Source organism: Paenibacillus sp. JT22N7 (genome assembly GCF_059383875.1).
The window spans coordinates 362,072-384,464 of sequence record NZ_JBXENY010000007.1; the positions used below are offsets into that span (position 1 = coordinate 362,072).

21 protein-coding genes are annotated in these 22,393 nt (G+C 50.4%); 2 read left to right on the plus strand and 19 right to left on the minus strand.

The features are described 5' to 3' along the window. Positions 1–158: 158 nt before the first annotated feature. The 8 genes from AC50Y5_RS20515 to AC50Y5_RS20550 form a co-directional block, all read right to left on the minus strand. Positions 159–1,262, minus strand: a complete 1,104-nt coding sequence (locus AC50Y5_RS20515; RefSeq protein ID WP_056041008.1) for a Gfo/Idh/MocA family protein — start codon at positions 1,260–1,262, stop codon at positions 159–161. Next, on the minus strand, positions 1,255–1,956 hold the full coding sequence (locus AC50Y5_RS20520; RefSeq protein ID WP_056041006.1) for a ThuA domain-containing protein: 702 nt from the start codon (positions 1,954–1,956) through the stop codon (positions 1,255–1,257). The genes AC50Y5_RS20515 and AC50Y5_RS20520 overlap by 8 nt, the downstream gene beginning before the upstream one ends. A gap of 18 nt (positions 1,957–1,974) precedes the next feature. Further along, entirely contained in the window at positions 1,975–3,141 is a 1,167-nt protein-coding gene (locus tag AC50Y5_RS20525; protein ID WP_056041004.1) for a Gfo/Idh/MocA family protein, read from the minus strand. Between the two features lie 20 nt (positions 3,142–3,161). Next, positions 3,162–4,190 (minus strand): LacI family DNA-binding transcriptional regulator, encoded by a 1,029-nt coding sequence (locus tag AC50Y5_RS20530; RefSeq protein ID WP_056041002.1) that lies wholly within the window; start codon positions 4,188–4,190, stop codon positions 3,162–3,164. A 184-nt stretch (positions 4,191–4,374) separates the two neighbouring features. After that, positions 4,375–4,704, minus strand: a complete 330-nt coding sequence (locus AC50Y5_RS20535; RefSeq protein ID WP_056040999.1) for a hypothetical protein — start codon at positions 4,702–4,704, stop codon at positions 4,375–4,377. A gap of 269 nt (positions 4,705–4,973) precedes the next feature. Next, positions 4,974–6,560, minus strand: a complete 1,587-nt coding sequence (locus AC50Y5_RS20540; protein WP_494863388.1) for a peptide chain release factor 3 — start codon at positions 6,558–6,560, stop codon at positions 4,974–4,976. A 147-nt stretch (positions 6,561–6,707) separates the two neighbouring features. Then, positions 6,708–8,264, minus strand: a complete 1,557-nt coding sequence (gene zwf, locus AC50Y5_RS20545) for a glucose-6-phosphate dehydrogenase (protein ID WP_056040996.1) — start codon at positions 8,262–8,264, stop codon at positions 6,708–6,710. Positions 8,265–8,407: 143 nt separating this feature from the next. Further along, the gene (locus tag AC50Y5_RS20550; RefSeq protein WP_494863390.1) at positions 8,408–9,178 is read right to left on the minus strand and encodes a YwmB family TATA-box binding protein; all 771 of its coding nucleotides are present in this window, start codon (positions 9,176–9,178) and stop codon (positions 8,408–8,410) included. Between the two features lie 311 nt (positions 9,179–9,489). Here AC50Y5_RS20550 and AC50Y5_RS20555 point away from each other — a divergent pair, with 311 nt between their 5' ends. Together AC50Y5_RS20555 and AC50Y5_RS20560 are read left to right on the plus strand one after the other, a co-directional pair. Next, entirely contained in the window at positions 9,490–9,864 is a 375-nt protein-coding gene (locus AC50Y5_RS20555; RefSeq protein WP_494863392.1) for a hypothetical protein, read from the plus strand. A 91-nt stretch (positions 9,865–9,955) separates the two neighbouring features. Beyond that, on the plus strand, positions 9,956–10,639 hold the full coding sequence (locus AC50Y5_RS20560) for a hypothetical protein (protein ID WP_494863394.1): 684 nt from the start codon (positions 9,956–9,958) through the stop codon (positions 10,637–10,639). Positions 10,640–10,677: 38 nt separating this feature from the next. Here the strand turns inward: AC50Y5_RS20560 and AC50Y5_RS20565 are convergent, their stop codons facing one another. From AC50Y5_RS20565 to AC50Y5_RS20615, 11 genes are all read right to left on the minus strand, one after another. Then, entirely contained in the window at positions 10,678–11,337 is a 660-nt protein-coding gene (locus AC50Y5_RS20565) for a response regulator (protein WP_056040989.1), read from the minus strand. 40 nt (positions 11,338–11,377) lie between these two features. After that, positions 11,378–12,463, minus strand: coding sequence for a sensor histidine kinase (locus tag AC50Y5_RS20570; protein WP_494863396.1), 1,086 nt, complete (start codon positions 12,461–12,463; stop codon positions 11,378–11,380). A 79-nt stretch (positions 12,464–12,542) separates the two neighbouring features. Next, positions 12,543–13,235 carry a PspA/IM30 family protein gene (locus tag AC50Y5_RS20575; RefSeq protein WP_056040988.1) on the minus strand — a complete coding sequence of 231 codons (693 nt, stop codon included), beginning with the start codon at positions 13,233–13,235 and terminating at the stop codon, positions 12,543–12,545. 2 nt (positions 13,236–13,237) lie between these two features. Further along, positions 13,238–13,735 (minus strand): PspC domain-containing protein, encoded by a 498-nt coding sequence (locus tag AC50Y5_RS20580; protein ID WP_063892659.1) that lies wholly within the window; start codon positions 13,733–13,735, stop codon positions 13,238–13,240. Positions 13,736–13,740: 5 nt separating this feature from the next. Continuing rightward, complete coding sequence (locus AC50Y5_RS20585; protein ID WP_046232873.1) at positions 13,741–14,415, minus strand: PspA/IM30 family protein; 675 nt, start codon at positions 14,413–14,415, stop codon at positions 13,741–13,743. Between the two features lie 33 nt (positions 14,416–14,448). Continuing rightward, complete coding sequence (locus AC50Y5_RS20590; RefSeq protein ID WP_056040985.1) at positions 14,449–14,745, minus strand: LiaF transmembrane domain-containing protein; 297 nt, start codon at positions 14,743–14,745, stop codon at positions 14,449–14,451. A gap of 413 nt (positions 14,746–15,158) precedes the next feature. Then, on the minus strand, positions 15,159–16,727 hold the full coding sequence (locus AC50Y5_RS20595) for an ABC transporter substrate-binding protein (RefSeq protein ID WP_056040983.1): 1,569 nt from the start codon (positions 16,725–16,727) through the stop codon (positions 15,159–15,161). A gap of 85 nt (positions 16,728–16,812) precedes the next feature. After that, complete coding sequence (locus AC50Y5_RS20600; RefSeq protein ID WP_056040981.1) at positions 16,813–17,742, minus strand: carbohydrate ABC transporter permease; 930 nt, start codon at positions 17,740–17,742, stop codon at positions 16,813–16,815. Positions 17,743–17,774: 32 nt separating this feature from the next. Beyond that, positions 17,775–18,689 carry an ABC transporter permease gene (locus AC50Y5_RS20605; protein ID WP_056040979.1) on the minus strand — a complete coding sequence of 305 codons (915 nt, stop codon included), beginning with the start codon at positions 18,687–18,689 and terminating at the stop codon, positions 17,775–17,777. Between the two features lie 276 nt (positions 18,690–18,965). Continuing rightward, the gene (locus AC50Y5_RS20610) at positions 18,966–20,573 is read right to left on the minus strand and encodes a helix-turn-helix domain-containing protein (RefSeq protein ID WP_056040977.1); all 1,608 of its coding nucleotides are present in this window, start codon (positions 20,571–20,573) and stop codon (positions 18,966–18,968) included. Beyond that, the gene (locus AC50Y5_RS20615; protein ID WP_494863402.1) at positions 20,566–22,329 is read right to left on the minus strand and encodes a sensor histidine kinase; all 1,764 of its coding nucleotides are present in this window, start codon (positions 22,327–22,329) and stop codon (positions 20,566–20,568) included. Before AC50Y5_RS20615 ends, AC50Y5_RS20610 begins: the two co-directional genes overlap by 8 nt. Positions 22,330–22,393 lie beyond the last annotated feature (64 nt).

Consider the following 22,393-nt stretch of genomic DNA (forward strand, 5'->3'; position numbering starts at 1 on the left):
TGGTGCAAGACAAACGAGAGCCTTTTGTGAAAAATAGCGCGTTAACACCGGATAGCACCTCCCCCTTGCTAATCCAACGACCTGCATCTATAAGAAAAAGCCCGCCAACCCGCGATTTACGCGAATTAACGAGCCTGCTTCAACTGTCTATTGCCAGCCTATTTGTCCAGAGTATATTCCGCCAAACCGAGCGGAAATACCATTGGCTTCTCGCAGCTGCTTTGCATCACATAATGCTTGCCTTGCTCCGCCGCATCATGGAAGCCATGCATCGCTTCCAGCACATGGTAAGCAAGCTCGCCGTTTGCCCGGTGCTTGCGGCCCGTCAGAATGGCTTGCGCCATGTCGGCTGCGCCAATGCCTCTGCCATTTTCCGAATGGCCGTAAGCAAGTGGAATCGTCGACCATTCCGAAGCCCCGCCGCGGCGCAGCTTGATTTCCCCGCCGAAATTGTTCGGGTTCGTAACTTGAAGCGTGCCTTGGCTGCCGTACACCTCAATGAATGGCAGCGTGGAGCCGCCCTTCACATCAAAGCTAGTCAGCAGCGTCGCGATTGGCCCAGCGGCAAATTCCATAATGCCGGCCACATGCGTCGGCACTTCAACTTCAATTTTTTGCCCATGCTTCGGCGCGCTCGTAATCGTTCTCTCCGGGAAGGTAATGCGAGTCGAGCCCGTTACACGGGCAATCGGTCCTAGCATCGCAATTAGCGCCGTCAAATAATAAGGTCCCATATCGAACATGGGGCCGCCGCCTTGCTGGTAATAAAACTCGGGTGCCGGATGCCAGCTCTCATGTCCGCCGGACATCATAAAAGCGGTAGCGCCGATAGGCGTGCCAATCCAGCCGTCTTCAATGATTTTAATGCACGTCTGGAGTCCGCCGCCAAGGAACGTATCGGGCGCACTGCCTACGAGCAGCCCTTTCGCCGCCGCCAACTCCAGCACCTGTTTGCCTTCCTCGCGCGTAACCGCGAGCGGCTTCTCCACATACACATGCTTGCCAGCTTCCAGCGCCTGCAAGCACACTGGGGCATGTGCGGCTGGAATCGTTAGATTAATGACCAGCTGCACTTCCGGGTCCGCAAGCAGCTCAGCAACCGAGCAGCCGCGAATGCCATACTCCGCGCCTTTCTCCTTGGCGCGTTCTACATCGAGATCCGCACAAGCGACAATTTCCATGGAGCTGAATTTTGAACCATTTTCCAAATAAATACGGCTAATATTTCCTGTCCCGATGATCCCAACCTTGACTTTACTCATGTTTGCCTCCGTCTCTGCCTGCCGCAGCTGCTTTGCCTTCCGCACACCAGTTAAACCCGCGTCTCATCATTTCTTTAACAACTGGAATGTCTACAATATTAGCCTGGTGCCCAAGCGAATTATAGTAGACGCGGCCTACGCCCCAGCGCTTCGTCCAAGCGACCGGCATATCAACCGCTTTATTCAGCGCATGAGGACCGTCTGCAACGGGGAAGCGCGTCGTCGCCAGCACTTCGACCGCTGGGTCCACATGCATATAATACTGCTCGCTGCTTACTGTAAAATCCTCAATGCCATCGGTCAGCAGGCTGGACGTGTTGGTCACATTGACCACATATTCCACGCCGTCATTGCCGGGATGCGATACCCACTGGCCGCCCGTCATGAACTGCCATTCTACGCTTTCGCGGAAGGAGTCGCACATGCCGCCGTGGCAGCCGGCAAGGCCGACGCCGCTTTGAACCGCTTCGGACACATTTTTCAGCTGATCGCCCGTAATCTTTCCCATCGTCCATACCGGAACGATCAGGTCCAGCGCCTTCAGCTTCTCGCCATCCTCAAAAGCCTCCAGCGTATCCGAAACCTCAACCTCAAAGCCTTCTCCTGCAAGCACTGCTTCAAAAATAGCTGCTACCTCTTTAGGCTGATGTCCGTCCCAGCCGCCCCATACGATTAATGCCTTCGGTTTGCTCATCGTCTTATCGCATCTCCTCTATTTATACTCCGCCAGCTTCACCCAACGGCGCTCTGTAATGGACTGCTCAACTGCCTCTAGCACCTCTTGGCACCGAAGGCCATCGTGGAAATTCGGCACCGGTTGACGATCCTCGTGAATCGCCAGCATCAGCTCCTGCATTTCATGCGTGAACGTATGCTCATAGCCAATCGTATGTCCCGCCGGCCACCAGGCATCCATATAAGCATGAGCCGGATCGGTCGCCAGCACGCGGCGGAAGCCCTGAACGTCATCAGCATCGTCGGTAAAATAAACCTCCAGCTCATTCAGACGCTCGAAATCGAATTTGACACTGCCCTTGCTGCCGTTAATTTCGAAAGCATTGGTAGAGCGGTGACCTGCCGCGAAGCGCGTCGCTTCGAAGCTGCCGAGCGCACCATTTTCAAAACGAGTCATAAACAGCGTCGCATCATCCACCGTTACTTTGCCGCGAGCACCAGAAGCATCCCCTTTGGCGCTAAGCCCCGTCATTTCCGATGGCAGCGGGCGCTCTTTGATGAACGTTTCGCTCATGCCGATTACCTCGTCAAACTCGCCAACAAGGAAGCGCGCCAAGTCGATCAGATGAGCGCCAAGGTCGCCATGCGAGCCTGAGCCGGCAACTTCCTTCTGCAAGCGCCAGACGAGCGGGAATGAAGGATCAATGATCCAATCCTGAAGAAATACCGCACGGAAATGGTAGATTTCGCCCAATCGGCCATCGCTGACGAGCTTCTTCGCCAGCTGCACCGCTGGTGCAAACCGATAGTTAAAGCCAACCATATGCTTGATGCCAGCCTCTTCTGCCGCATCGAGCATTTCCTTCGCATCCGCTACATTGAGTGCCAGCGGCTTTTCGCAGAACAGATGCTTGCCAGCTGCGGCAGCCGCCAGCGCAATTTCCTTATGCGCATCGCTTGGCGCATTAATATCAATCACATCGATGTCGCTGCGTTCAATCAGCTTGCGCCAATCCGTCTCGGCGCTTTCCCAGCCGAACTGGCTTCTAGCTTGCTCCAGCGCCTCGGCGTTGCGCCCGCAAATCGCTTTCATCTCTGGCAGCGCTGGCGTCTTCGGAAAAAACATCGGCAAAGCCCGATAAGCATTGCTATGCGCTTTTCCCATAAACTTATAGCCGACCATTCCCACACGTACTTTCCCCATATCAATCTCCGCCTCCCGATTTATGAAGATGTTTCCCGCTTAATCAAATGCACAGGCAGCAGCCCTTCCTCCGCCTGCTCCAGCAGTTCCTTCTCTGGAGCGAGCAGCCGCTGAGCTGCCCTTCTTCCCATTTCGTAAAAAGGTACCGCTACCGTCGTCAGCTTCGGGCTCACAATAACCGAGCCTTCCGAATCATCATAGCCGACGAGCTTCACATCAATCCCAGCCTCGATTCCATACGCGCGCAAGCCATCCATCAGGCCAATAGCCATCCGGTCATTAGCGGCAAAAACCGCATCCGCCTGGCCGCTGCGGATGAGCGCTGCGACAGCTTCCGCAGCTTCAACCCCACTCTTGCGGCTGTAATTGCCCAGCAGCGTCAATGACGGATCATAAGCAAGTCCCGCATGTGCAAGCGCCTGCTTGTAGCCGGTCATTCGGTCCATACTGCTTGAAAACACATCTGGCCCATTGAGAAAAGCAATCCTTCGGCTCCCGCCGTCGATCAAATGCTTGACGGCCTCGTAGCTCCCCGCATGATGATCCGCATCGACGGACAAATATCCTTCCTCCGCGAAGCGCTGGTTAACGAGGCAGAACGGATAACCCTTCTCCTGCAGCTCCGCAAGCGCTTTCTTCTCTTCCGGCACATTTTGAGCGCCGAGCACAATGCAGGCATCGATCTTCTGCGCTAGAAACAGCCTGGCATAATCACGCGAGCCGCTAGGCTCTCGAAAGATTAACAGCACATCATACCCATATTGCTTAGCCGCCTCGCCAATGCCGCTCAAAATTTCTGCAAAATAATACGTGGAAAACAAATGAACTTTAGGTACAAATGGCAAGATAACGCCCAAATTGCCGCTGCGGCTTCTAGCAAACTGCTGCGCCAGCGCACTTGGCACATAACCAAGCTGCTTTGCCGCATCCTCTACTCGAAGCCGAGTTTCTTCCCTGATAGGCCCAACCTTATTAAGCACTCTGGATACTGTGGCTTCGGATACGCCCGCAAGTGACGCAACTTCTTTTCTACTAACCAAAGCAAGCATCCTCCTGATTCTCAAGCAAATTCAATCAATGTACACGCGTACATTATTTCATGAAAGTGGAAGCTCGTCAATACTAAAAATAAAAGCATAAACAGCAAAGAGCAGTGCTGAACCCCGGAAGGCCTGCCCTGCTCTTTGCTGTTTGCTTCTTTGCTGTTCTCAACCGCTGCTTACAATGACTTCCTTAGAAGCTTGACGGCGGCGGAGGTGGCGAATACGACTGGTTGCGATCTGCCTTTGACGCACTAACAAGGAGCAAAACGCCTGTAATTAAATGCATGATCATGCCCACAATCGGAATAACCGCAATAACGGACGTCACAATACCCAAAATGCTGCCATGCTTATCGGCATTATGCTGCGAAGCCAGCACCAAGGTCACAATATGCAGAGCCAGCATTACAACTAACGGAATATAAGAAAGACCCATTACAATCAGGCCGCCCATAACTGGGACTCCTATAATAATTTCAAAAATTCCTGTAATCAACAATAACGTTTTTACATTGCTCATTTTCCTTCAACCCCCCACTTCGATGCAATCGTCACCATGCAAGGAAAACAAATACAAGCTTCCTTCTCATATACTCTCCTATTGTATTCCAATTCGACTAGGTTTGACAATGCTTTTCCACAAGGTGAAACGGCTGTCGCCGTCCTTTGGCGGTGCAGCGCGTTTCAGTCCGAGAAATATAAGCCATTAATAAGGGAGAAACTTATAAATGCTTATCTTTCAAAAAAAAACGCCAGAGCCGCTTGCCTGCCCTGGCGTTTCCAGCGCGATTAAGGCGCTGTTTCTAGAAATTTCGACGTAGGATTTTTGTCCATCGCCGTCCTCATCGCATATTCATTCTCGAACAAGACGACATAATTGCCCTTCTTATCTTGAACGAGCGTGGAGTTAATCCGGAATTTCGCCGGATCGATTTTGTCATCTACAATCCAGCGTGCAAACTGGAACGTCATGCGGTGCAACTGGATTTCGACGCCATACTCCGCACGCATCCGATATTCGAACACCTCAAACTGCAAGTACCCAACGACGCCCAAAATCGTTTCATCAAAGCCGCCAACCGAACGGAACACCTGAATCGTGCCTTCCTCCGTCAGCTGGTCAACGCCTTTTTGATACTGCTTATGCTTCAAGGCATTTTTAACCGTTACTTTAGCAAAAATCTCTGGTGAGAACGTCGGCAGCTCATCAAATATGACTTCCGAGTTTTGCGACAGCGAATCGCCAATCCGGAAAATGCCCGGATCGAACAAGCCGATAATATCGCCCGGATAAGCCGTCTCCACTATGTCGCGATCCTGCGCCAAAAACTGCTGCGGCTGCGCCAGCTTAATATCTTTGCCCGCACGGACATGGCGAACGCTCATCCCACGCTCAAAGCGCCCGGAGCAAATGCGCAAAAAGGCAATCCGGTCGCGGTGGGCCGGGTTCATATTCGCTTGAATTTTAAAGACATAGCCCGAAAACTTCTCATTCGTCGGTTCAACCGGGCCGGATTTACTCATGCGCTCTGTCGGTTTTGGCGCCAGCTCTAGGAAGTTATCCAGAAACGTTTGGACGCCGAAATTGTTAACCGCACTGCCGAAGAAAATCGGTGTCAGCTCGCCAGCGCGTACTTTCTCGATATCGAATTGATCGCCTGCTACATCAAGAAGCTCAAGATCCTGCACGAGTTGATCATGCAAATAGTCGCCTGCCATCTCGCGAATAATCGGATCGTTGTAATCATCCGTTTTCCGAACTTCAATCGTGCTGTGGTCATTGCCTTGGAACAGCTCGACCTGGTTTTTCATCCGGTCATAAACGCCGCAAAGCTCGCGGCCCATGCCAATCGGCCAGTTCATTGGAACCGAACGGATGCCAAGCACACGCTCCAGCTCCTCCATCAGTTCAAACGGACTTTGTCCTTCACGGTCCAGCTTGTTGATGAAGGTAAAAATCGGAATGCCGCGTTTACGGCAAACTTGGAACAGCTTGATCGTCTGGGCCTCGACACCTTTGGCAACGTCAATCAGCATGACCGCGCTATCCGCTGCTGTCAGCGTCCGGTACGTATCCTCACTGAAATCCTGGTGGCCAGGCGTATCCAAAATGTTGACCCGATGGCCGTCGTAATCGAATTGCATGACGCTGGAAGTAACGGAGATTCCACGCTGCTTCTCAATTTCCATCCAGTCGGAGGTCGCATGGCGGCTTGCTTTCCGCGCCTTAACGGAGCCTGCCAGACGAATAGCTCCTCCGAACAGGAGGAGCTTCTCGGTTAGCGTCGTTTTTCCCGCATCCGGGTGAGAGATAATCGCAAAGGTGCGGCGCTTATCGACTTCCAGCTGCAATTCATTGCTTAGCGTTTTGCTCATTGCTTGCCTTCCCTTCATTCATACAGCGCACGGCCTAAAGGCGGTGCGCTGTGGAATATCTTCATTTGAAATTATGCGAAATTGACGCCCAGCCTGCTGCTTGGAGACTGCGAAGAAATAAAGTACCGCTAATTTCCTCGCAGCTGCTTACTTGCCGCTGTTCGTAATCCAGATCACTTTGTCTTCGTCCTGTCCATTGACCGGCCACCAGTGGAAGCCATCCTCTGCAAGCAGCTTATCTGCCGCTTCCGGACCCCATGAGCCAGCAGAATAAGACCCAAGATCCTTTTTGTCCTCGCCCCATGCTTGAGCGATTTTGTCAACAAACTCCCATGCCTGCGCTACTTCATCCCAACGGGTGAAGTAAGTGGAATCGCCGCGCACCGCATCGTGGATCAGACGCTCATACGCTTCCGGCGTATTCAAGCCGATTTGGCAGCTTTGGCAAAATTCCATAGCCACGGGCTGTACCGAATTGTCGGCACCAGGTGTCTTGGCATTGACTTTAATATAAATGCCCTCCATCGGGTTAACCCGAATGACGAGCAAATTCGGCGCAAGATCATGACGCTGCGCGAACAAAACGTTTTGCGGCATCGACTTGAATTCAATAACAACCTCAGTCGTCTTCACCGGCAGGCGTTTGCCTGTACGGATATAGAACGGAACGCCAGCCCAACGGAAGTTGTCTACCGCTACTTTAGCAGCGAAATACGTTTCCGTCGTCGATTCCGGATTAACGGAATCCTCTTGGCGATAACCGGCCAATTCCTTGCCGCGAGCCGAGCCTTCGCTGTATTGGGCGCGAACGACGTTTTTGCGAACCTCATCGCTGGATTTGTAGTTGCGCAGCGAGCGCAGCACTTTCACCTTCTCATCGCGAATATCTTCGCCATGCAGACGGCTAGGCGGCTCCATTGCAATCATCGTGAGCATTTGGAGCATATGGTTTTGGCCCATGTCTCTTAATGCACCGGATTTGTCATAATAACCGCCGCGATCCTCTACGCCAACCGTTTCCGACAGCGTAATTTGCACATTGGCGATATGATTATTATTCCACAACGGCTCAAAAAATGCATTAGCAAAACGGATAACCTGAATATTTTGCACCATTTCTTTACCCAAGTAGTGGTCAATGCGGAAAATTTCCTCTTCCTTGAACACTTGGCTCAGCTGGTCATTCAGCTTTTGTGCGGATGGAAGATCGTAGCCGAAAGGCTTCTCAATAACGACGCGGCTCCAGCCTTTGCACTCAAGCAGCCCGCCGTCGCGCAGGTTGAAGGACACCGGTCCGAACAGCGCAGGCGCAAGTGCTAAGTAGAATAAGCGGTTGCCTGGAATATCAAATTTCGCTTCCAGCTGCTCCGAAAGCTTGCTCAGCTCGCGGAAGCCGTCCACCGTGTTAATATCCAGCGACATATATTCGAAATGCTCGGCAAAACGATTCCATAGCTCGGCATCATCCGCCTTGTAACGGCAAAATTCCACAATGGAATCATAAACGTCCGAACGGAACTGCTCGTTCGTGCGAGGTCTGCGGGCAAGGCCTACGACTGCAAATTTTTCAGACAATTTTCCTTCTTTATATAAGCTGAACAGGGCAGGGAACAATTTGCGCTTAGCTAAATCGCCTGTTGCTCCAAACAAATAATATACGGCGCCTTGCGGCGATAGCGTTTCGGGATTCGTATTTTGCTCCATATTCCTCATTCTTTCCTATGAATTTTTATACGTCTTTGCATGGTATGTAGTTTAACATATTAATCCTGAAACTGCTACGCAATCCACCATAAAAAAAACTAATAACGATCGTTATTTCTCCTGATTCCATCACAATATTTCATCTATTGCGAAGCGCTGTAATCTCCCGAAATCAGCGGGATTCCAATGACGACCTCCAGTTGTCCCGTATCCGTTCCTTTATGCACGGCAACCTGCATATTCGCCTCCTTGCCGCCAGTCTTTACAGAAGCTTTAAGCCCTCCAGTAAAAAAGCTTTCGCTCACCGTCCCGGCATCATCATACCGATCCACCTGTTCAGCGGCTGCAAGCTGCGCAAGCCTCTCTGCAACATTATTATATTCTGTCAAGCCTCTGATGGTTATTCCTCCATCATAAGAAATATTTGTCCTTCTCATAGCAGACTCGATATGATCTATAGCTGAAAGCAGCTTATGCTGATCCGCTTGTTTGCTTGATTCGGTGGAAAAAAGCAGCAGCATCTGCTGTTTCCCTTGCCCGGCTGACGCCGTCACGGTCATAGACAGCTTGCCGCCTACTTCCGGCAGCAGCGTGCTCAGCTCCCCTTCCGCATCGCCCTCGTAGCGTGGAAACAGCTGCTCCCGCAGTTTAGCCGCCTCTCCGCTCGCATACCAGCGCAGCGTCCAGCCTGCTCCGGGCGCCCCGGACTCCAGCAGCCCATCGCTCCAGCTCCACATTTGCTTAACGTCATGCTGAAGCAAGCTGCCCTCCGCTTTCCCCTGCGTTGTCAGCTTGTCCTGATTAACGAGCGCCCATACCGCGCCAAAAAGCAATACCATTGCTGCTGCCAGCACGCCGATTCGGCTGCGCCGTTTTATTTTATCCGGTTCCGTGTACCTGTTCAGCTTTGCCATCGAACACATCAGCCTCCTTGGTCTACATAGCCTTCCAAATCATGGATAACGCTTCCATTTTACATGAAATTCCATAAAAGAACAGGAGCGATATATTTATTTTTTCCTGTGCTGCTTTGAGCCTCTAGCCTTACATTTCCGCTTGCCGCTTATTTAAAAACGCGATTGCTGTTTGAATTAGGCAGAAAAAGGTGAATTTACTGTAGATAGGCTGCTTTCTTCGCTCATCTGGGTAAACATCCATACACATCCGCCTGTAGGTGAATATACTGCTTGCAAAAGCATAAAGCCCAATAGGAGGTTACTCGTATATGGAACAAATTTATCCGCTTGAAGAAGGCGTCATATCGCGTTTTTGCGGAATGCCCGTTTGCATTGTGACCCATGACGGCGCAAGGCATTTCGGCGTGTTAAGCCACTGCCGAGGCGGCAAGCTTACGCTGAATGAACAACCGGGCGCACAGATGCTGGCCGAAGCCGAATCCCCTAAAGCCGATAAGGCCAAAGGCAAAAACAAAGGCAAAGCAGGCAAAGCAAGCAAAACAGCCAAAGAAAAAGTCGCTCAAACCCAAGCTTATCCTTATGATCCCTACTATTATAATTATAACCCGGGGTACAACTGGCCGTATGGCGGCGCGTTCGCTATTGACCTTGCCCTAATTGCCTTTTTGTTCCTGCTCATTTAATAAGCCAGCTTTCGACAGCGATTTTCAGCAGTATTTGCAGCTGTCATCCTTTATGCTAACTACAGGAAACCGATTGAAGGAGGTTATTGAAATGTCCATCCGCCCTATCGAACGTACGAACCGGAGAGCCATCTTCGAGCCTATACAGCGCATCACGCCTTATGCCAGTTATCCCTACAGGGACATGGAGTTTCAACGGCCTCCCGAGCATGATTTTGACTGGAATGATCCTTATCGCGAAGCTGCCGGCCATGCGGCCGTCTGGCTCGAACAATATAGACAAGCCCACAAAGAGGTGCAAGTCATTGCTCTCAAAATCCGCAATGATTTCAACGAGCGCTGCCTTGTCGAACAGCTGACGAAGCTGACGGGCGTCATAAATCGCCTGCAGCAAGCTTTTGTACAGGTAGCCCGCTACATTAAGCCATCGCTGTGGGATCGTGCGCAGCAGGCCATGAACCATCATGCGGCGGAGCTGGTTGGCTTTATACGGGACGACATCACAAGCCGCTGGATGCTGCGTCCTGCCATTGCCGCTTCCATCTACCGCGAGTACCCGCTGTCAGGCCAGCATTTGTATCGCCAGCTTCTAGGCCCCTACGGGCTAATGACGACGCTGCTGCAGGCCTTGTCGCTCGGCGGCGACGAAATCCGGACAACCGATCTCTTGAAAAATAGTGCCGAGCGTACGCAGCCATACGCCACTTACTACAGCTCGATGAAAATGCATTATCCGCTTCCCCCAAGCGGCCTGCTGCTGAACGATGAAGGCTAACCAATAACTTTCAAAAAAATAAGCAAGGAAATTGCCTCCTATTCGGCAATTCCTTGCTTATGTGCGTATATGGCAGCCTGTGTCCGGTCATCTACGTTAAGCTTATTGAAAATGTTCGTAATATGAAACTTCACGGTTTTCACCCCAATGAACAGCTCATCCGCGATTTCCTGATTCGACATCCCCTGTGCGACCCGCTTCAGCACATCCATCTCGCGGTCGGTCAAATCATCATGCAGCGGAGCTACGACGGGCTGCTTAGGCTGGCGCATGCGGCTCATCATCTTGGCCGCTACTTGCGATTCCAGTACCGATTGCCCGCGTGCGGCCGCACGGATCGCATCCGCTATTTCGTTTGCTCTAGATGTTTTCAATAAATAACTGAACGCACCCGCTTCAATGACCGGATACAGCTTGCTGTCATCGAGATAGCTCGTCAGAACGATGACCTTGCAATCCGGGTACAATTCCAGCAGCTTCGCTGTTGTCTCCACGCCATCCATGCCATCCATCACCAAATCCATCAGCACAACATCCGGCTTATACGATTGGGCCATACGAATACCGTCATACCCGTTGCTTGCTTCTCCGACTACTTCTATGCCTTCTTCCGTATCCAATACGGCAGCAAGGCCGATTCTCACCATCTCGTGATCATCTACCAGCAGCACTTTTACGGGTGCAGCTAATTGTTCCATCGACTCCACACGGCTCCCCCACTTTCGTCCTTTTCACTGTTTACCCATTTATATCCAGCGGCACCGTAATATGAATCAGTGTGCCCTCCCCAGGGCGTGATGACATATACAGCTTGCCGCGCAGCTCATTAACCCGCTCCTCCATCGTGAGCAAGCCATAGGAGGTTTTCTTCTTCTGCTCCAGATCAAAGCCCACACCGCTATCTTGCAGCAGCATGCATACGGCTCCATCCTCCCGATAAAGCTTTATGTTCATTGTATCCGCTTTGGCATGTCTAAGTGTATTGGACAATGCCTCCTGCGCAATGCGGAACAAATGATCCTCCGCCGCTGGCTTCATCGTTATGGAATCATCCAACGACAAATCAATCGTCATCGGCACTTTTTCCTTAAGCTCACCAACAAGCAGCGTCAGTGCTTGAGCGAGATTTTTCCCATCGAGGTGTACAGGCCGCAAATGGAGCAGCAGCGCTCTCATCTCCGACTGGGCCACGGAGGCCATCTCTTCAATCAGCTGCACCTGCCGGCGCGCCCGTTCCCAATCGCGCTCAATCGTCCGGCTCACCGCCGTCGCCGTCATCGAAATTGCGAATAGCTGCTGGCTGACCGCATCATGAAGCTCGCGCGCAAGCCGCTGGCGTTCTTCAATAACTGCAGAAAATTTAACCTTCTCCGTCCATACATCATCCTGCTCTTCCCGTTGTATGCTTTCCGAGTGTTCATCATGCTCAGCCGAATCAATCGTCACCGGATAGCTGCGTTTGCGCTGCTGCTCGGTCAACCGCTTAATGACCTCACGCAGCTTCGAATTTTGCAAATAATTGTTCAAAGCAACAAGTGCCATTGCTGCTCCAGTAATCGCGAGCCCAATAACTGCCCATTTCGCCTGCAGCGTAAATAAATTCACATAACCGATGCCTTGCAGCATAATGACTGCGAGGCTAAGTATAATAAGAAGCCATAGGAGCGACTCCGTTAAGTTTTTGCGCCGATTGGCTGCATCCCGCCCATTGCGCTGGCCGCCCAGCTTCTGTTGATGATGGCCTGGGCCTGGTAACGGCGGCCTTTGATCCTGGTGCTGCGGCGCAATAGGCTGATCTCCTTGCATGGGCTTCTCTTCGGCCAACCTGCTCACTCCTTAAACGACAAGCAAGAAGGAGCAGACCGGTTGCCCGGTCCGCTCTCTTCTCATCCTGCGGGTTGTATTATTCCTGTGGTGCTTTATCGAGCTTCAGCTTGTTTTTGAGCGCATCCAGCTGCTCATCCACTTTAAGCTGTTTTTCGGCTTCTACTGCATTAAATGGTGCAGCCGTACCGCTGTAGGAATACGGTGTGCGCAATACATCCGCTTCCGCTTCCATTTGCAAAATTTTCTCTTCCATACGGTTGAAGCCTCTGGAAGCTGTACCTTTATCAATGGTATTCGTAGTTGTCAATTGAGCAATATGCTTTTGCGCTTTCGCGACTTGAGCACGGGATGCCAGCTCATTGCGTTTGTTGCGAAGCTGATAAAACTCGTCTTTCAACGCATGCAGCTGCTGAGTCAGCTCCTCTGCTTGCGATTTGGATTGAGCATACAGATCCGTGTATTCAATTACTTTTTGATCGAAGAACAATTTTTCTTCCAGCAATTTGCGGGCAAGCTGCTCTTGATCATTGCGGATTGCCGCTTCTGCTTTCGACTCACGGTCAGCCGTGCTGCGAACAGCTTCCTCCAAACGCTGCTTCATACGGCGCTCGTTGGCGATTTGCTTCGCTACTGTAACCTCTGCCGAATGAATTTCCGCTTCCATGTCACGCAGGTACTGATTGAGCATCACAACCGGATCCTCCATTTTGTCCAATACCTCATTCACCGATGCTTTCGTCATATCTTTCATTCTTTTGAAGATTCCCATAATTATAACTCTCCCTTCTCGTGTTTGGCTAATTTTGCGCGTAACTCATCGATTTCTTTACGAAGTGCCTTTTTCTCCAAATCCTCAAACATGCTGTCAAATTGCGACGAGGATGGGTTTGGTGGCGTCTGCCCAGTTTGACCGTTCCATTGCTGCTGTGGCCCTTTGGTGAACGAGCCTTGGAATTGCGAACCGAAGTTTTGGTTTCCACCAGCACCGCCGCTGCCATAACCGTAGCCATTGCCTTGCGATCCTTGACCGCCATTGCCGTAACCGTTGCCGAATCCATTTCCAAACCCGCCATTGTTATAATAAGGCGGCTCTTTCGGAACGACCAGACCAGCCAGTAAGTAGATAAAAATAACGATTCCGCTCGAGAATATGGTCACTACGATGAGTAAAATTCTGAGCAGTGTTGCATCTATATTGTAGGCTTCGGCAATCCCGCCGCATAAGCCGAATAGTTTGCTGTCTCGTGACGAACGGTATAGTTTCTTCAAATCAATCAGCCCTCCTTCTGCAGCTTCCTTTTGAGCTGCTCCAACTCTTGCTCGATTGCCGATTGAATCGAATGGCCTGCTTCAGTAGCGAACTCTCTGCCCATCCGGCGCAAATCATGCAGGCTCTTCGCTTCCAGCTCCATGTTGCTGATGCTGTCTTCGAGCCTTCTGAACATGCTGCCCGGCTGTGCGCCTTGCTCGCCAATTCCGCTAAACCTTGCATTCATTCGCTGCTGCAACCTTAGCGATTCCATTCTTGCTGCATAATATTCACGTCTATCATAAACCGATTGGTATTCACTGCGCATTTCACGAAGCTGTTCTTCAAGGCCGAGCGTATTCAACCTGCTTTGCTCGTACAAATCGCGGTATTGCGCTGCGCGCTCCTCGCTGCTTGCCTTCTCGTGAAGCGCCAGCCTTGCCAGCTGCTCCTCGCCTGCCTTCAAGGCAGTCATCGCTTGCTGTTCACGCTTTTCCTTCTGCTGCTCAGCTTGCAGCCATTGGATCTTCAAGTGGTTGGTGTGCCCTGTATATTGCTCATACAAGCGTTCCGCCTGCAAAATATCTTCCCTTGTCGACCAGAGAAACTGGTCAATCAGCTTAACGGGGTCCTCTGCTTTTTCCAATCGTTCATTTAGTGTGGCGACCGTGATGTCGCGAACTCTACGCATAATGCTCATTGGCTTCCCTCCTTAATCTCCATCTATATTTGATTAGTAACCGCGATAGCTGCTTTTTTTCAGAAGCGAAACGCCGTAAACGACGAGTCCAACGGCCAAGACCAGCAGGATCAAGCCTGAAAATTTTGAGAAAACACCGAGTGCACCGATCGTTATGAGAATGCCGCCGATCCATTTCTTATTGTTGCTCCAGCCAAGAACACCTAGGCCGATCAGAATGAAAGGGAACAGGAAGCCGATTAATCCACCAAGATGTACGCCGAGAAATTTGAGAACGATGAAGCTTCCTACTATCGCCAGGATAACACCTAGCAGTTTTTGATTTGCCATTTGTTTGTCACCGCCTTCCGTGTTGTGAATTGTGAAATGCCGCAAACCCAATCGTTTGTTAGTTCCTTGTACTTCTTGCTTTGTTTCGCTTGTTTCATTTGCTTCGTTTATTGCGGTGTTGCTTATGTACTTATTGTAGGTTGTTTTGCATGTTTCTAAAATGGACCTGCGGCTGTTTTTGCACTAGACCTTGGTCGGGGAGGCATGCTGTACCGCAGTCTTAGTGCGGTTTTTTATGTGAAAACAAGCGGGCAGCCCCCTCTACCTGAGGAGGCTGCCCGCTCGCTTGAATTACGTTGTCTACCGGTATTTTTTTAAATATAGGAAAGGATATCGTAACGCTATCCTTTCTCTATATTTCTCAGATTGAAACGCGCCGCGCCGCCAGAGGACGGCTTTCGGCCGTTTCACCTTTATTTGCTAGCTAAAAACTTGTCAAACTGGCTTTGCTTCTCAGCAATGATTTTCTCGATGCCTGCGGATTTCAGCTTCGCTGTATATTCCGGCAGTACTTTATCCACATCGACCGAACCTGTTTCGAGTGCCGTCAAATACTGTTTGTCGACGTTGACAACTGCGCCGATCTCCGCTTTCAGAGACTCGCCGTCAAAGACGAAGCCAAGGCCAGGAGAAACTTTGGCATTTTGGTTAAACTCTCTGAATTTTTCCCACTTGTTCGGGTCCTCAGTTTCCCATACATAGTTCAGGAACTGGCTGCCGAACATCCAAGCTGCGCCTGGGTTGTAGTTTTTCGTATTATCACTGGACTTAATCACTTCATCGCTAACCTTCGTATAATGGTCATTCTCGATACCGAAGTTAAGCAGATTGTTGACATATTTGTCCGAGTGAAGCAGATTGATGAACATCATAGCGCGAGCAGGATCCTCCGAAGTGGAAGAAATACCTAGCATCGAGCCAGCTGTTTCCGAAGTCGCAATCGTCTTCGTGTTCAGCTCCAGCTGAGCAAGCTTGCCAGTCATTCCTGTCTGGTTCTCAAGCTCTTTATCTTTGCCTGGCTTCAGCGACGAAGTCATCGAGAATACATTGCCTGCTTTCATAGCATCGTAGTTCATCGTTTGGTTCGTTGCTGCGTCGCTGTTAATGTAGCCTTTTTTGAAATAGTCGCGAGTCAGCTTAAGCGTATCGACATAACGCGCTACATCATAGTTCGCTTTAACCGTCGTGCCATCTTCATCTTTCAAAATAATGCCCGGGATCGACGTATCGCCCAGCGCGTCATAATTGCCGAAATAATGCGAGTTGAACGTCTCGCCGTCTTTCAAATAAAGCGGAGTCAATTCCGGATGCTTCTCTTTTACAACTTTGTATACGTTGTCAAGATCAGCAATCGTTTTTACTGCCGTCATATCGATGCCAAGCTCATCGGCAATGTCTTTGCGGTAAATGATGCCGCCTTGCGCCGCAAGCTCTTTATTCGTTGGAACGCCATAGTTTTTGCCGTTGATTTTCGCGCCTTCCAAAAATACAGGATCAAGCGTTTTCAAAATATCTTGGCCATTTTCCTTGAGCAGATCGCCCAAATCGAGGAATGCGCCTTTTGCAACGTTAACGGCATGCTTATTCCATTGCGCGGTGAAAATAATATCAACCTTTTGGCGCGAAGCGATCATGAGATTGATTTTATCATCCCACGGACCCCAATCGATGGGCATTAAATCAATGGAAGCATTGATTTTATCCTTCAAATATTCATTCAGCTTCGCTTCCACTTTCGCTTCATCTGCCTGTGGTGCTCCTGTGTACACGAGTTTAATCGTATACGGCTCCAGGCCCGCAGCTCCATTGTCAGCTGGTGTTGCCGCCTCGGATGCAGCTGGGCTTGCCGCTGCTTCCCCTGCATTGCTTGGTGAAGCATTTCCATTCGTCGCACCACTGCCGCCGGAACAAGCATTCAGCAATAAAGCAAAAGTGAGCATCGTGGTGGTAACGCCAAGCACTCCCTTATTTGTTCTAATCATATCCCCATTGACCTCCCCAAAATGATAAATCTATGCTTGCACCGGCATTGATCCGGTAACAGCCCTTAGCAGGCAGAGCCTGCCGTCAGCCTTTTACAGCGCCGACGGTCAAACCCTTTACAAAATACTTCTGGAAGAACGGATAAGCGAATACGATCGGTCCAATACCCATAATCGCCATAGCCATACGCACCGTTTCATTCGGGAAGGAGACTTGGCCTCCCGCTGCGGCAATGGCCGATGCCGCGTTGCTGTTGCTCGCCAGAAACTGAATGTTGAGCAGCATTTTGTACATGAGATATTGGATGCTCAGCGTCTTGTCATCGGTAATAAAGACGAGGCTGAGGAACCAATCGTTCCAGTAGTTGACGGTGCTGAAAAGCGCAACGGTTGCCAGCACGGGCAGTGAAAGCGGCGTGACGATACGGAAGAAAATCAGCATCTCGCTCGCTCCGTCGATTTTGGCTGCTTCGAGAATGGCTACTGGAATCGTCGACTGGAAAAACGTGCGAATGACGAGCACGAAAAACGCAGAAACGAGCAGCGGCAGCACAAGGGCCCAAATGTTGTCCCTCAGATTCAGCATGTTCACGTAGACAAGATACCAAGGCACCAGCCCGCCGTTGAACAGCATCGTGAAGAAAATAAAGAAGGTGAAAAACTTGCGGTGCGGAAAGTCCGTCCGCGAAATCGGATACGCATACAGCGCCATAATAATGAGGCTGAGAATGGTACCGGCAATCGTTACGAAAATCGTAACGCCGTAAGAGCGCAAAATTTGCTGCCAATCGGTAAAGAGAAACTTATAAGCGGTAAAATCGATTTGACTTGGAATGAAGCTGTAGCCTTTCGTCAGCACATCCTGCTCATTCGATAGCGATACCATGACGATCAGAAGAATCGGCAGCAGACAAGCGATCGTATACAGCATAAAACCAATGTTGATGATCGTGTTCGCTGTAGGTGAAATCGCGTTGAACGGGTTCGAGCCCGATTTGCTCATTTCAGTTTGCATAAGGTTTGTTTCCTCCCATTTTTATCCATACTCTAAAACAATGCGCTGTCCTTGTCGACTCGGCGAACGAACCAGTTCGACAGGAATACGAGTATGAAGCCGACCAATGATTGATACAGCCCCGCTGCTGACGATAAGCCAATATCGCCCATTGCAATAAAGGTGCGGTAAACGTACGTGTCGATAACGTTCGTTACTGGGAACAAAGGACCCGACTCGCGCGGCACTTGGAAGAACAAACCGAAATCCGCATAAAATACCCGTCCAATTTGCAGCAGCGTTAGTACGATAATAGTTGGCATAAGCAGCGGAATCGTCACACTTTTGATTTGCTGCCATTTGCTGGCGCCGTCTATCGTTGCCGCTTCGTAATATTCGTCGTCAATGCCAATAATAGCCGCCAAATAAAGCACGGTGTAATAGCCGACATTTTTCCACGTATTAATAATTGGCAGCAGGAACGGCCATATTTTCGTCTCGAAATACCATTGCAGCGGCTCTAGTCCCAGCCATTTCATAATGGAGGTATTGACGAAGCCATGCGTATCATGCAGGAATCCGTACACCAAATAGCTGACTACGACCATCGATAAAAAATAAGCTAGGAAAATGACGGCTTGATGAAACTTAGCCATCAGCTTGTTTTTCATCTCATTGAGCATAATCGCAAATGCGACCGGCACAATCATATTCAGAATAATGAACGAAATGTTGTAAAGCAGCGTGTTTCTCGTAATAATCCAGGCGTCTGATGTTTTAAACAAATACTTGAAATTGTCGAACCAGACCCAAGGACTATTAATGATCCCATCAGTGTAATTGACGTTTTTGAATGCGATGACGGTTCCTAGCATCGGAATATAGTTGTTGAAAATCAAAAACAATACTCCGGGAGCCATCATGACATAGAAGATCCAATATCTTCTCATGTTGGTAGCGAGCGTCATATTTTCATCCTTTCTCCATCCCTCTCTATGTTTAAATTGTAATGAAAAACGGAGCCTCTCATCTATCGGCTCCGTGACTGTATTAACGCTATAATGACTTATTTTAGAAGCGTGGTGAAAAAGAGGCTCCACTGCATGAAAAGATTGGCTTACGATCGCCATTACCCTTGAATTTCTATGAATGAGCCGCAACTTGTTGAAATTCAAGGATAAAAGCGAACGCTGCCGCTTCTCCAGCTCAACCTTTTCATTCCGCTTCGCTTTTTCACCACGCTTCTAAATATGCTGAACCTTTTTGCGGTATTCCTGCGGGGTGAGACCCGTCTCTTTCTTAAACAGCTTGGAAAAATGGGAAAAGTTCGAATAGCCGATCATGACCGCAATATCGCTGATTTTCGTATTCGTCTTCTCCAGCTCTTCCCGGGCGCGGGCGATGCGCATTCTGACGAGATAATCTGTCAGCGAATGCCCCGTTTCCCGTCGAAACAGCCGGGACAAATACGCCGGATTCAAATAGACGGCTTCCGCCGCATGCTCGCGGCTGAACTGCTCATCCAGGTGCTCCTCCATATAACGCTGCACCTTGGCTACGACCTGCGATACGTCCTTGCCCGCCGTTCCGGCATAGTCCGTTAGCTGCATGCATACTTGATGCGTCCAGCTGCGCATGCGCGGCAGCGACTTCATTACTTGCTCGCCCGCCTCCCATTCGCGCTTTGCGAATACGTCGGTTATAGCGACCCCCTGCTTGCTTAGCCACTGGAATACCATATTCATAAAGCCGAAATAAAACGAAGCCAGCTGCGTATAATCGCCGTTGTTGTGCTGCAAATGATCAAAATGCTCGTCAATGCGCAGCAGCAGTTCCGCTCGCTTGCCCGGTGCAAGCAGCATCGCCCAATCGGTGAAGGGCAGCGGCTGTGAAGCTGTCGATACGCTCGAAGTCTGAATGCTATGGCTGCTTTCGTGTATAACGGCGCAGGCCGCATTTACATTGCTGCGCTCCAGATCAAGCAGCCGCTGCACGCTGCCGCGAAGCTGCTGGGCCACCGTCGCGGCGCCGATATAGCAAGACAGCTGGCAATGCAGCAAGCCCCGTGCCTGCTGGATGAAATTTTTGCAGCGAGCAGCAATCGCCTGCTCGTCCTCCTCATTACTATAGAAGAGAGCGTACAAAATGCCGTTTCCGTCGTGCACAATATGCCCGGGCTTGCCGCCCAGCACGAGCTCGGCCGCGGCATTTTTCACCCCGTAGGTCATAATTTCCTCATCGCGCGCCGACCATTCCTCTCGCCAATGCTCGATGCTGATCAGCACCGCACGTATTTCACTATCCGCACGCAGCGGTATGCCGTACGTTTCCATCGAAGAATCCAGATGCACAGGGGCAGCCGAAACCCGGTAATGCAGCATATCCTGCCAAAAACGCTCAATAAGTGCTGGCCGCTGCTTGTTCCACTGCTCATAATAATGGCTGTAGGTGCTGCGGATTTCTTCAAGCTCCTCCAGCTCCACAACCTTCTCAATCGCGTTATGAATGCAGGTTTTCAGCACCTCATGATCGACCGGCTTCAGCAAATAATCGAAGCAATCCAGTTGCACCGCCTGCTGCGCGTATTTGAAATCGGCATGGCCTGTCAAAAACACGGTGACGGAGGATGGGGAATGCTCATTGACCCACTCCAATAGCTGAATGCCGTTCAAATCAGGCATATCAATATCCGACAGCACGATGTGCACCTTCTCCTGCAGCAGCACTTCTTTGGCTTCCTCCGCATCGCAGGCGGTAAACAGCTGACCTATCGGCACATCCGACCAATTAATGCCCTGCACTATGCCGCGAACGGCAATATCCTCATCATCTACTACTAGCAAATTATACATTCGAAATTAGCTCCTCTTCCCCTACCGGGAATCGAATGGTAACGGCAGCGCCGCCTTCTTCTACATTTTTGAACGTAATGGCTGCCCGTTCGCTATAAATTAATTGCAGCCGATGGATGACATTCATAATGCCGAGCCTGCTCGTCTCGCCTTCGATAAGCGGAATTTTGCGCTGCAGCTTGTCCAGCACCGGCTCCGAGAAGCCCGTTCCGTTATCGGTAATCGTCAAATAAAATCCGCCATCCTTTTGCGCCTCCACCCCAATATGTATGATGAATGGCTTGCGGCGGTTTTTGAACCCATGAATAATGGCATTTTCCACAAAAGGCTGCACCGTCAGCGCCGCGACCTTGTAGTTTCTCACAAATTCCGGCACGTCATATGTAAATTGCAGCTTGTCCGGAAAGCGCATTTTTTGAATCGTAATGTAGTTGTCAATATGATCCAGCTCCTCGCTGAGCAAAATCATGTCGCGGTTTGACCGCATAATAAAGCGGAAATAATCGGCAAGATGCAGGGACATTTTTTTCACCGATTCCGTATCGCCAAGCGCCGCTAAATTATAAACAATGTTCAGGCTGTTCATATAAAAATGCGGGTTGATTTGCGCTTGAAGCTGCCGCAGCTCCCCCTGCTTGACGCGCAGCTGCTCCTCGTAAACGTCGATTTTGAGCGTCGTAATTTGCTCCGCCATTTTGTTGAAGGTGTTGCCGAGAAAAGCGAACTCCAGCGATTGCCCCGACTGCTTCGCCGCAAGGCGGACATCGAGCTGGCCGATGGCGATTTTTTTCATTCCGAGCATGAGCTCGCGCAGCGGCTTAAACAGCATATTTCGCATAAACAGCAAATAAATGCCCAGCAGCAGCAGAAAGCCAAACGGCGCAAGCAAAGCTGCATTTTGGAAAAAAATGAGGCTTTTCAGCAGCGTCTGCTCTGGAACCAGCACCCTATAGGAGATATTCGCCAAGCTGCTGTTGCGGTTCAGCACCAAATACGATTGCTTCGTATCGGGATCGACGACCGAATTGAGCGACTCCGCCCCAGGAGTCAGCTGCCCATTCAGAAGCCGCGGCGCTTGCTCCGTCAGTGCCTGGGCGGACTGATCGCCTTCACGCAAATAAATGCCGTTGTTCCCGATGTCGCCATCGCTCCATTGAATCGCCAGCAGCCGCTCCAAATCCATCACCCGAATGATGCCGCCGACGTAAAGCCCATCTCTGACCTCAATAAAGTTAATGAGAAAATAATGCCCGGGAATACGTTCGTCGTATTTGACCTCCCACGTTTCGGGATCATTGAGTAGCGCTTGTCCTCCCTTCGTCAACTGCACCATATTTTGCTTAATGATTTGCCGCGCATCCTCATACACCGCATTGTCTGTGCCAAATATGATGTCATGATCGTGATAGACGAAAATGCTGTCCAGTAGGCTGTACACGCCAACGTCCCGGTTCAGCTTAGAATCGATCTGCACCTTGGTGAGCATATACCAGTCGCTGTCCATCGGAAACGAGGTGAGGAGGCCAACATCGGAATCCAGCACCGACATCTGGTACAAATATTCATTGATCTCTTCCAAGTTATGATCCATCTGCCCGCCAAAAATATCGAGCGTATTGCGATAAGTCTCCGAAACCTTCTCCCGCACAATTGTTTTCGCATACATATTGTTGATGAGCATGTATACGACAATAGGGAGCATAACGCCCATAAAGCCGATGATCAGCTTCGTTTTAATCGATTGCCCAAACCTCATAGGCCGAAATCCTCCCAAATTAATCTACTAATTACTCCTATATTACCATTGAAAGGCTTTTCTT